Origin of the sequence: Bradyrhizobium sp. C9, from assembly GCF_002532045.1 — a bacterium.
Classification (GTDB): Bacteria; Pseudomonadota; Alphaproteobacteria; order Rhizobiales; family Xanthobacteraceae; genus Bradyrhizobium.
Genome location: NZ_NWTG01000040.1, coordinates 38,382 through 48,480, shown reverse-complemented (window position 1 = coordinate 48,480; position 10,099 = coordinate 38,382). Strand labels below are relative to the sequence as shown.

11 protein-coding genes are annotated in these 10,099 nt (G+C 64.8%); 9 read left to right on the top strand and 2 right to left on the bottom strand.

The genetic code is table 11. The features are described 5' to 3' along the window. Positions 1-344: 344 nt before the first annotated feature. Positions 345-554: a hypothetical protein gene (locus CO675_RS38130; RefSeq protein WP_097677019.1), complete on the top strand. Its 210-nt coding sequence runs from the start codon at positions 345-347 to the stop codon at positions 552-554. A 57-nt stretch (positions 555-611) separates the two neighbouring features. Here the strand turns inward: CO675_RS38130 and CO675_RS38125 are convergent, their stop codons facing one another. Continuing rightward, complete coding sequence (locus CO675_RS38125; protein WP_097677018.1) at positions 612-1,139, bottom strand: DUF6428 family protein; 528 nt, start codon at positions 1,137-1,139, stop codon at positions 612-614. 49 nt (positions 1,140-1,188) lie between these two features. On the opposite strand from CO675_RS38125, the gene CO675_RS38120 reads away from it, so the two are divergent. The 4 genes from CO675_RS38120 to CO675_RS38105 are packed head-to-tail and all read left to right on the top strand — an operon-like array spanning position 1,189 to position 3,819. Then, positions 1,189-1,548: an ArsR/SmtB family transcription factor gene (locus CO675_RS38120; protein WP_097677017.1), complete on the top strand. Its 360-nt coding sequence runs from the start codon at positions 1,189-1,191 to the stop codon at positions 1,546-1,548. After that, positions 1,548-2,234 carry an aquaporin gene (locus CO675_RS38115; RefSeq protein ID WP_097677016.1) on the top strand — a complete coding sequence of 229 codons (687 nt, stop codon included), beginning with the start codon at positions 1,548-1,550 and terminating at the stop codon, positions 2,232-2,234. Before CO675_RS38120 ends, CO675_RS38115 begins: the two co-directional genes overlap by 1 nt. After that, on the top strand, positions 2,231-2,656 hold the full coding sequence (gene arsC, locus CO675_RS38110; RefSeq protein WP_097677015.1) for an arsenate reductase (glutaredoxin): 426 nt from the start codon (positions 2,231-2,233) through the stop codon (positions 2,654-2,656). Before CO675_RS38115 ends, arsC begins: the two co-directional genes overlap by 4 nt. Next, on the top strand, positions 2,653-3,819 hold the full coding sequence (locus tag CO675_RS38105) for an MFS transporter (protein ID WP_097677014.1): 1,167 nt from the start codon (positions 2,653-2,655) through the stop codon (positions 3,817-3,819). The genes arsC and CO675_RS38105 overlap by 4 nt, the downstream gene beginning before the upstream one ends. Here the strand turns inward: CO675_RS38105 and CO675_RS38100 are convergent. Next, on the bottom strand, positions 3,788-4,696 hold the full coding sequence (locus CO675_RS38100) for a LysR substrate-binding domain-containing protein (RefSeq protein WP_097677013.1): 909 nt from the start codon (positions 4,694-4,696) through the stop codon (positions 3,788-3,790). The genes CO675_RS38105 and CO675_RS38100 overlap by 32 nt on opposite strands. Positions 4,697-4,776: 80 nt before the next feature. Here CO675_RS38100 and psrA point away from each other — a divergent pair, with 80 nt between their 5' ends. The 4 genes from psrA to CO675_RS38080 all read left to right on the top strand — a co-directional run bounded on the left by psrA (position 4,777) and on the right by CO675_RS38080 (position 10,062). Further along, positions 4,777-5,907, top strand: a complete 1,131-nt coding sequence (psrA, locus tag CO675_RS38095; protein WP_097677021.1) for an iron-containing alcohol dehydrogenase PsrA — start codon at positions 4,777-4,779, stop codon at positions 5,905-5,907. Positions 5,908-5,932: 25 nt separating this feature from the next. Continuing rightward, positions 5,933-7,180 (top strand): phosphonoacetate hydrolase, encoded by a 1,248-nt coding sequence (phnA, locus tag CO675_RS38090; RefSeq protein ID WP_198964894.1) that lies wholly within the window; start codon positions 5,933-5,935, stop codon positions 7,178-7,180. Between the two features lie 23 nt (positions 7,181-7,203). After that, positions 7,204-8,652, top strand: a complete 1,449-nt coding sequence (gene phnY, locus CO675_RS38085; RefSeq protein ID WP_097677011.1) for a phosphonoacetaldehyde dehydrogenase — start codon at positions 7,204-7,206, stop codon at positions 8,650-8,652. A gap of 93 nt (positions 8,653-8,745) precedes the next feature. Further along, complete coding sequence (locus CO675_RS38080) at positions 8,746-10,062, top strand: MFS transporter (RefSeq protein ID WP_097677010.1); 1,317 nt, start codon at positions 8,746-8,748, stop codon at positions 10,060-10,062. Positions 10,063-10,099 lie beyond the last annotated feature (37 nt).

Genomic DNA, 10,099 nt, shown 5'->3' with positions numbered 1-10,099 from the left:
CTCATTCTGGCACACTGATGCCGTAGGGGGCCGTCCACCCCATCAACCACCGCATATGATTGTGAACGGGATCGCCGTCCGCAGGGGCGCGCTGCCAAAATATCGAAAACAACCCCATGCACAGTAGCCGGCGGCCGCCGGCGTTCGACACGGTGACTTGACACGTCGGGCAACTCAGCGGCATTATTCTATTATTCCGAAATCGTGCGACTGTGGCCAGCCGAGACGACGGCGTGCGAGGCGCCCACGCTCCCGCACGGCGTCACGGGGCTTGCCAACAAAGCGGATTAGCCGCTTTAATCGAGGCATTGCATAACGTGATCATTTCAAAGCGTGGATTTCCCATGAAGGCCATCGAGCAGATCATTGCCGGCTACGTGTCGCTGAAGAATCGTCAAGCGCTTGAACAGCTCCGAGACCATCGCCAACACCTGCTGGACGATGTTCGAACCCACAGCGTTCCGGGTTTCTGGCCATCGGTCGTGAGTGACACCCTCTCCGAGGAAATCGAGCTCATCGAGGGAGCATTGGCTCGCCTCGACGAGGACGGATAGCGCGCGACCGGGACGTAAAGGCCGGCGGTTCATTTGCCGGCAGCGCTCAGAGAGCGATCACCCGCAGCACGGCTGCTTGGCTTTGGGCGCGCAGCACGACTGCTGTTCCTGCAGCCATCGGTCACGCGGCTTGCAGCTCGACGGACGCGCCGAGAGATAGACGCGGATTGCGGCGTCGCCCGTATCCATGCGTTCTGCGCGATAGATTTGCATCGGCCGGACGCCATCGCTGACCTCAAAAGTCAGCTTGGCTTGCGGATCGAAACCGACGGCCTCGTCGACCTTGCGAATGATCGCGAGAAACTTCCCGGCCGGCATATGGCCCCGGTTTTCCTCCTCGATGTCCCAGAGCTGAATGAAGGTCTCGCTCCAGCTCTCGGGGTTCGCGCCGCAATCGAGCCCTCTGAATGAGCCGGTCTTGACCTCGGTCACATGGTAGCTGGGGCGGACATCGCGGCCGTCGTAACTGAAGATCAGCGGCTTCTCCTTGTGCGCTTCGAGGCTGGAAAGCAGCGCCGCGGACGAGAGCTCGTCCACCGCGAGCAGGGCGCCGACGGTCGATCGGGTATTGGCAAGCGTGGTCATGGCTGCTATCCTCATTTCAATGATTCTTGAATTGTAGGATTATCGAAAGATGGAGGAGCGTCAAGCCCGAACCGCCTTCGCCGCGCTGTCGCAGGAAACGCGGCTGCGGATCGTGCGGCTGCTGGTGCAGGCCGGTCCCGATGGTATGGCGGCAGGGGCGATTGCCGAGGCGGTCGAAGTATCGCCATCCAACGTGTCGTTCCATCTGAAGGACCTCGAGCATGCCGGCATGATCGTGCCGCGCCGCGAGGCGCGTTCGATCATCTACTCGGCGGATTTCACTGGCCTCCGCGATCTCATCGCTTTCCTGATGAAGGATTGCTGTGCGGGCCACCCCGAAATCTGCGCGCCGGCGCTGGCCGATGCCGAGTGCAGGCCTTCGACGGCCAAGAAGAAGGCGCGTGCCTGATGCGCGGCTTCGACATGCCACGGCGCCTTGTTGCCGAGGGGCTCGGCACCTTGCTTCTGGTCGCGACCGTCATTGGCTCCGGAATCATGGCCGAGACGCTGACCAAGGACGTGGCGTTGGCGTTGCTCGGCAACACCCTTCCGACCGGCGCCATTCTGGTGGTGCTGATCACGATCCTCGGGCCAATATCCGGCGCGCATTTCAATCCTGCGGTCACGCTGGTGTTCATGCTCAAGGGCGAACTCCGCCCACCGCATGCCGCGCAGTACATCGCGGCGCAGGTGCTCGGGGGAATCCTCGGTGCGATGGTCGCGCATGCCATGTTCGGCCTGCCGCTCCTGGAGATCTCGGCCAAGGCAAGGACGGGATTTCCGCAATGGTTTGCGGAATTCATCGCCGCGTTCGGGCTGGTCGCAACGATCATCGGTGGCCTCCGGTTTCGTGAGACCGCAATTCCATGGCTGGTCGGGCTTTACATCACGGCCGCGTACTGGTTCACCGCATCCACGTCGTTCGCCAATCCGGCCGTCGCTATCGCCCGATCGTTCACCGATACGTTTTCCGGCATCCGCGCGCAGGATCTGCCGGGATTCATCGTCGCCGAGGTTTTGGGGGCCATGGTCGCGGCGGCATTCATGACCTGGCTCGTGCGGGGCGCCGAAGCCACCAAGGAAGCAGTCCGATGACGATCACGATCTACCACAATCCCGATTGCGGCACGTCGCGCAACACCCTTGCCATGATCCGCCAAAGCGGGGAGGAGCCCGAGATCGTCGAATATCTCAAGACGCCGCCCTCGCGCGACACGCTGATCGCGTTGATCGCTGCGATGGGCACGACGCCGCGCGCGCTGCTCCGCGAGAAAGGCACGCCGTATGCCGCGCTCGACCTTGCCAATCCGAAATGGAGTGACGACGAACTGATCGATTTCATGATGGCGCATCCGATCCTGATCAATCGGCCGATCGTGGTCTCGCCGAAAGGCGTGAAGCTGTGCCGACCTTCCGAGGCCGTCCTTGATCTTCTCGCCGTTGCCGACATCGGCCGGTTCGTCAAGGAAGACGGCGAAGTGATTCCGCCGAGGACGCCGGGTGCGCGCGCTGAATGAGCCGGCATGCGGATAATGTCCTGATCGTTGCGCTCGGGACCACGCAAACCCTGGCCTGGGCGTCGAGCTACTATCTGCCTGCGATTCTCGCGGACCCGATTGCGCGCGACCTCGGCATCTCGACGAACTGGCTGTTCGCCGCGTTCTCGATGGCGCTCGTGATCTCAGGATTGCTCGGTCCGCGCGTCGGTCGCCAGATCGACCGCATGGGCGGGCGCGAAGTGCTGTGCGCGTCCAACCTGATCCTGGCGTCCGGCCTGATCCTGCTCGGGCTCTCGCAGGGTATGATTCTGATGGCCGCAAGCTGGCTGTTGCTCGGCGTCGGCATGGGCCTTGGCTTGTACGATGCGGCGTTCGCGGCGCTCGGGCGCATCTACGGCAACACCGCGCGCCGCTCAATCACCGGCATCACCTTGATCGCCGGGTTTGCCAGCACGATCGGCTGGCCGCTCACCGCGTGGGGCCTTGCGACGATCGGCTGGCGCTGGACCTGTTTCGGCTGGGCGGCGGCGCACCTTCTGATCTGCCTGCCGCTCAATGCCTTCCTGATCCCCAAACTGAAGAGCGAGCATCGGATCGCAGCTGACACGCCAAAGCCGCATATTCCGATCGACCGCGCGATGCTGCTGCTCGCCTTTGCCTTCGCGGCGGCCTGGAGCGTCACGTCGGCGATGGCAGTGCATTTGCCGCGAATTCTGGAGGCGCTGGGCGCGACGCAAACCCAGGCGATCGCGGCAGGCGCATTGATCGGCCCGGCGCAGGTGGCGGCACGGATTGTCGAAGCGAGCCTGCTCAAGCGCTTCCACCCGCTATGGTCGGCGCGACTGGCCTGCATCACGCATCCCTTGGGCGCCTGCGTCATCGGTCTGTTCGGCGGGGGCTTCGCCGGCATCTTCGCGCTGCTGCATGGTGCCGGCAACGGCATCCTGACGATTGCGCGCGGCACGCTGCCGCTGGCGATCTTCGGTCCAAAGGATTACGGCTACCGGTTGGGGTTGCTCGGCGCGCCATCGCGATTGTCGCAGGCCATCGCGCCGTTGGTGTTCGGATTCCTGATTGCACCGCTCGGTGGCTATACGTTCGCGGTCACATCGGCGCTCAGTCTCGCTGCGCTGCTGGCGCTGTTCGCACTCAAGGCCGAGCCGAAGACCCCCTCGCAGTAGCATCGCGACCCTTCATTCGCCGAACCGTCTCGATGAACGCCTTGATGATCGGGGAGTGGCCGCGACCGCTGTGATGGGCGATGCTGTACTGGGTCTTGATGGTGCGGTCGCTGATCTCGAGCGCGCGCAGGTTCGGGTGCGGCACGAATTCGAAGTCGGCGACGACGCTGATGCCGAGCCCGCGCTCGACCGCCTTCCACACACCCTCGCGGCTCTCGATCTCGAACACCGGCTCGATCCTGATGCCCTCGGCCTGCATCGTCGCCTCGAACGCGCGCCTTGTGGTCGAGCCGCGCTCGCGCAGCACGATGGGCTGGTTGGCGAGCTCGCGCAGCCTGACCGACTTCCGCTTGAACCAGGGATGATCCCGGTTGACGAATACGATCACGCGGTGCGTCCGGTAGGGGATCATGGTGACGCGCGGGTCCTCCGGCACCTCCGCCAGGATCGCGACGTCGGCTTCGAAATTGACGATGTGGCGGAGGGTGCGTTCGGAATTGCCGAGCAGGGTCGAGATCTGCACCTCGGGGTGATCGCGCTTGAACGCGGCAATGATCTCGGTGGCGTGAAACGGCCCGACGGTCGCCACCCGCAGATGGCCCTTGGTCGCCTTGCCATGCGCGGCCAACAATTCGTGCGCCTCGTCGCAGAACGTCATGATGCCGCGGGTGATCTCGAACAGCGCGCTGCCTGCTTCGGTGAGCTCGGTGTGCCGCGGCTTGCGGATCAAAAGCTCGACGCCGTAGGTCTCCTCCAGCTCCTTGACCTGGATGGTCAGCGTCGGCTGCCCGACATTGAGCACGCGCGAGGCGGCGGTGAAGCCGCCATGGGCGGCCACCGCATGGAAGGCGCGGAGCTGGCTGAAAACTATTGACATAATCAATAGAACGCATCCGAAGAATGAATTTGTCAATAGCAACCGGCACCGTACCTTCGCGCCAGATGGAGGACGCGCGAATGGACTGGACTTATTCCAACCCGGTAAGGATCGAATTCGGAGCCGACAGCTTCGACAGGCTGCCGGCGCTGATCGGCAAGCGCGCCTATGCGCTGGTGACCTATGGCGAGCCGGTCTTCGAGGGGCTCGAGCGGCGGCTGCGCGCCGCGGCGGGCCCGTCCGTCCTGACCATTCGCGACGTCGCGCCGAATCCGGATTACCGCCTGCTCACCGAGCAGGCCGCGCGCTTTGCCGGGCTCGCCAGGCAGCCCGAGGTGATCGTCGCGCTCGGCGGCGGCTCGGTGATCGATTCCGCAAAAGTGTTCGCGGCCGCCGGCGGCGACTTCGCGACCGTCAAAACCTATCTGGAGACACAGCAGGGCGCCGAGCACCTCGCAGCCATTCCGATCATCGCGGTGCCGACCACTGCGGGCACCGGCAGCGAGGTGACGTGCTGGGGCACGGTGTGGGACGAGGCCAACGGCAAGAAATACTCGCTGGCGCGGCCGTCGCTCTATCCGACCCATGCGGTGATCGATCCGCGCCTGATGCTCGGCAAGCCGCAGCTTCTCACCATCAGCACCGGCCTCGACGCGCTGTCGCATGCGCTCGAGAGCATCTGGAACGTCAATAACAATCCGGTGTCGGCCAACCACGCAGTGGCGGCGGCGCGCGGGGTTCTCGACGTGCTGCCGAGGCTCGCCAACGATCTCGGCAATCTCGAGCTGCGCAGCCGGATGGCGCAGGCGGCGCTGTTCGCGGGGCTTGCGTTCTCCAACACCAAGACCGCGATCGCGCATTCGCTGTCCTATCCGATCACGCTGCGGCACGGCGTGCAGCACGGCATCGCCTGCTCGTTCTCGCTGCCGATGGTGCTGCGCAGCGTGCGCGGGGCGGGCGGGCTTTGCGAGGACAGCCTCAAGCAGATCTTCGGCACGGATCTCGCGCGCGCGGCCGACGATCTCGAGGACTTCATGGCCCGTCTCGGCATCTCCTGCAATCCGGCCGCCTACAGGATCGAGCGCAGCGAATGGCACGCGCTGATCGCGGACTCGCTCGAAGGCGAGCGCGGCCGCAATTTTTTGGGGTCGAAGGAGCGGCTGATCGAGGCATCGCAGACGCTGCGGATGCCGAGCGCGGCGAGCGCGTAACGACGGCGCAGTGACACGGAGAGATATCATGCAAGACAGTCGCAAGACCATCACCGTCAACGGACGCAGCTACGACGCGCCGGCGCGGCCGACGGTCGTGATCTGCCTCGACGGTTCGGAGCCCGGCTATATCGAGCAGGCGATCGAGGCCGGCGTCGCGCCGACCTTCGCGCGCTTCATGAAGGAGGGCGCGCATGTGCATGCCGCGAGCGTGATCCCGAGCTTCACCAATCCGAACAACCTTTCGATCATCACCGGGCGGCCGCCCGCGGTGCACGGCATCGCCGGCAATTACTTCTACGACGCGGCGAACGACGTCGAAGTGATGATGAACGATCCGAAATTCCTGCGCGCGCCGACCATCCTGTCCGGTGTCCATGACGCCGGCTACAAGGTCGCCGCCGTCACCGCCAAGGACAAGCTGCGCACTCTGCTCGCCTATGGGCTCGACTATGCGAGCGGCCGCGCCATCGCCTTCTCGTCGGAGAAGGCCGATCAGGCGACCAAGGCCGCCAACGGCATCGACAACGTGCTCGACTTCGTCGGCCTGCCGCTGCCCGAGGTCTATTCGGCCGACCTGTCGCGCTTCGTGTTCGCGGCCGGCGTCAAGCTGGTCGAGCGGCATCGTCCCGATTTGATGTACCTGTCGACCACCGACTACATCCAGCACAAGGTCGGGCTCGGCACCAAGGTCGCCAACGATTTCTACGCGATGATCGACGGCTATCTTGCCAGGCTCGATGCGCTCGGCTGCAACATCGTGGCGACCGCCGATCACGGTATGAACGACAAGTTCCTGCCCGACGGCAGGCCCGACGTGATCTACCTCCAGGACGTCATGGACGACTGGACCGGCAAGGGCGCCGCGCGGGTGATCCTGCCGATCACCGATCCCTACGTCGCCCATCACGGCTCGCTCGGCTCGTTCGCGACGATCTACACGCCCGATGGCGCCGACGTCGACACGTTGCTGATGCGGCTACGCGATATCAAGGGCGTCGAGGTGGCGCTGCCGCGCAACGATGCCTGCGCCCGGTTCGAGCTGCCGCCGGACCGGATCGGCGACATCGTCGTGATCTCGACCAGGCACAAGGTGCTCGGCACCAGCGAAGCCCGCCACGATCTGTCCGGCCTGACCGAGCCGCTGCGCTCGCATGGCGGACTGACCGAGCAGCGGGTGCCGCTGATCGCCAACCGCAGGATCGTACTGCCGGCCGGTCACGCCTTGCGCAACTTCGACGCCTTCGACGTCGCGCTCAACCGCATCCAGTGACATCCGGACTTGAGGACACCATCATGAACATCCAGAGCCCGGCTGTTCGCCATGAGCAGATGCGCATCGCAGGCAGCCTCGTCGATACCGACGAGCATGTCGAGGTTTTCAATCCCTACACCAACAAGGTGGTGGGCACCGTTCCGGCCGCGCGGCCGGAGCATGTGCGCAGCGCGTTCGCCAGGGCCGCCGCGTTCAAGCCGAAGCTGACACGTTACGAGCGCCAGCGCATCCTGCTGCGCACCGCCGAGATTTTGGCAGGCCGCAAGGAGGAGTTCGCGCGGTTGATCACCGCCGAGTCCGGCCTCTGCTGGAAGGACTCGCTCTACGAGGCCGGCCGTGCCTACGACGTCTACTCGTTCGCCGGGCAGCTCGCGATCCAAGACGACGGCGAGACGTTTTCCTGCGATATCAGCCCGCAGGGCAAGGCGCGCAAGATCTTCACGACGCGGACGCCGCTGCTCGGCGCGATCTCGGCGATCACGCCGTTCAACCATCCGCTCAACATGGTGAGCCACAAGATCGCGCCGGCGATCGCCACCAACAACCGCGTCGTGCTGAAGCCGACCGAGCTGACGCCGCTGACCGCGCTCGCGCTCGCCGACGTGCTCTATGAAGCCGGGCTGCCGCCCGAGATGCTGTCGGTGGTGACGGGCAATCCGCATTCGATGGGTGACGCGATGATCACCGATCCTGACGCCGATCTCGTCACCTTCACCGGCTCGGTCAGGGTCGGCAAGCACATTGCCGATCGGGCGGGCTACAAGCGCCTGGTGCTCGAGCTCGGCGGCAACGATCCCCTGATCGTGATGGAGGACGCCGATCTCGAAAAGGCGGCCGAGCTCGCGGTCACCGGCGCGACCAAGAATTCCGGCCAGCGCTGCACGGCGGTGAAGCGCATCCTCTGCGTCGAGGCGGTCGCCGACGATTTCGCAGCCCTGGTGCTGCAGAAAGCGCGCAAGCTGAAGTGCGGCGATCCGATGGACCCGACCGTCGACGTCGGCACCGTGATCCATGAGGGCGCGGCCAAGGAGTTCGAGCGCCGGGTCAGCGCCGCGGTCGCCGACGGCGCCGAGCTGTTGCACGGCAACGACCGCAACGGAGCGCTGTACCCTCCGACGGTGGTCGACCGGATTCCCTACACGAGTGAGCTGGTGATGCAGGAGACCTTCGGTCCGGTGATCCCGATCATCCGCGTGCCCAACGACATCGAGAGCGTGATCCGGATTTCGAATGCGACGGCATTCGGCCTGTCGTCCGGCGTCTGCACCAACCGGCTCGACTACATCACCCGGTTCGTCAACGAGCTCGACGTCGGCACCGTCAACGTCTGGGAAGTGCCGGGCTACCGGATCGAGATGTCGCCGTTCGGCGGAATTAAAGACTCCGGCCTTGGCTACAAGGAAGGCGTGCAGGAGGCGATCAAGAGCTTCACCAACGTCAAGACCTATTCGCTGCCCTGGCCGGTCTAGGGACGCGCGTCGATCCGAGGGAGGGCCGCACGCGCACAACAACAGCGCGGCGGCCGAGGGTGAACAACAAAACAATCATCAGGGGAGGCTGCAATGTCGATCACGTTCAGTCCGTCGAGCGTCGGCTCGGTCGGAGTCCAGAATCCGGAGCTTGCGACATCGTTCCGCCGCGCACAGTGGCGAATGCTGTTCGCGGCGATGTTCTGCTATCTGTTCTTCTACACCGGCCGGCAAACCTTCGGCTTCGCCATTCCCGGCATCCAGGCCGAGTTCGGCGTCACCAAGGAAGCGCTGGGCTGGGCCAGCGCGGCGCTATTGTGGTGCTATGCGGTCGGGCAGGCCATCAACGGCAATCTCGGCGACAAGTTCGGCGGCCGCCGCGTGATGAGCGCGGGCGCGATCCTCTCCTTCATCATGAACTGGGCCACCAGCCTTTCGACCGGCATCGTCAGCCTCACCGCGTTCTGGGGCATCAACGGCTATTTCCAGTCGATGGGATGGGCGCCCGGCAGCCGCCTGCTGTCGAACTGGTGGGGCCGCCACGAGCGCGGCACGGTCTACGGGCTCTATACCTTCGCGGCCGGTCTCGCTTCGGTGCTGTCGTTCGTCACCTCGCTGGTGGTGGTCGGCTATTTCCAACTCGACTGGCGCTGGATCTTCCGCATTCCGGTGGTGCTGCTGCTGCTCGGCGGCATCGCGTTCTATCTGATCGCGCGCGAGAAGCCCGAGGACATGGGTTTTGCCTCGCCGCACGACGAAGCCGACGACGTCACCGCAACCGAGGCCGCGGTCGACGCCAACGAGGGCTCGCTTGCGCGCTACAAGGCGGTGCTGTCGAACTGGCGCCTGCTGGTTGCCGGCGTCTCGATCGGCTTCCAGAACGCGGCGCGCTACGGCCTGCTGGTGTGGGTGCCGGTGCACTTCCTCGGCAGCAACTGGGCCAAGGCCGGCGCCACCTCGGTGATCGATCCGCGCTGGATCAGCATCGCGCTACCGGTCGGCATGGCGGTCGGCGCGTTCAGCAACGGCTGGGTGTCGGACAAGGTGTTCGGCTCGCGCCGCTACCTCGCCATCGTGCTCTATATGGTGCTCGCCGCGGTCACCGCGCTGTGTATGTATGCGATCCCGACCACCGAGGTCTATCTCGGCATGACGGTGTTGTTCCTGTGCGGCTTCTTCACCTATGGCCCGCAATCCTCGTTCTGGGCGCTGTGCCCGGATCTGGTCGGCCACAAGCGGGCAGGGACCGCAACCGGGGTGATGAACTCGTTCGCCTATCTGTTCGCAGGTCTCGGCGAGCCGATCATCGGCCATTTCATGGACAAGCATAACCAGACCTCGTTGGTGTTCCTTGTGGTCGCGGTCTGTGCGACCTCCAGCGCGGTGGTGGCGGCCTTCATCCGGCGCTGACGGGCGATCCGCATCACTGGCGCACGACAGGTCCGCG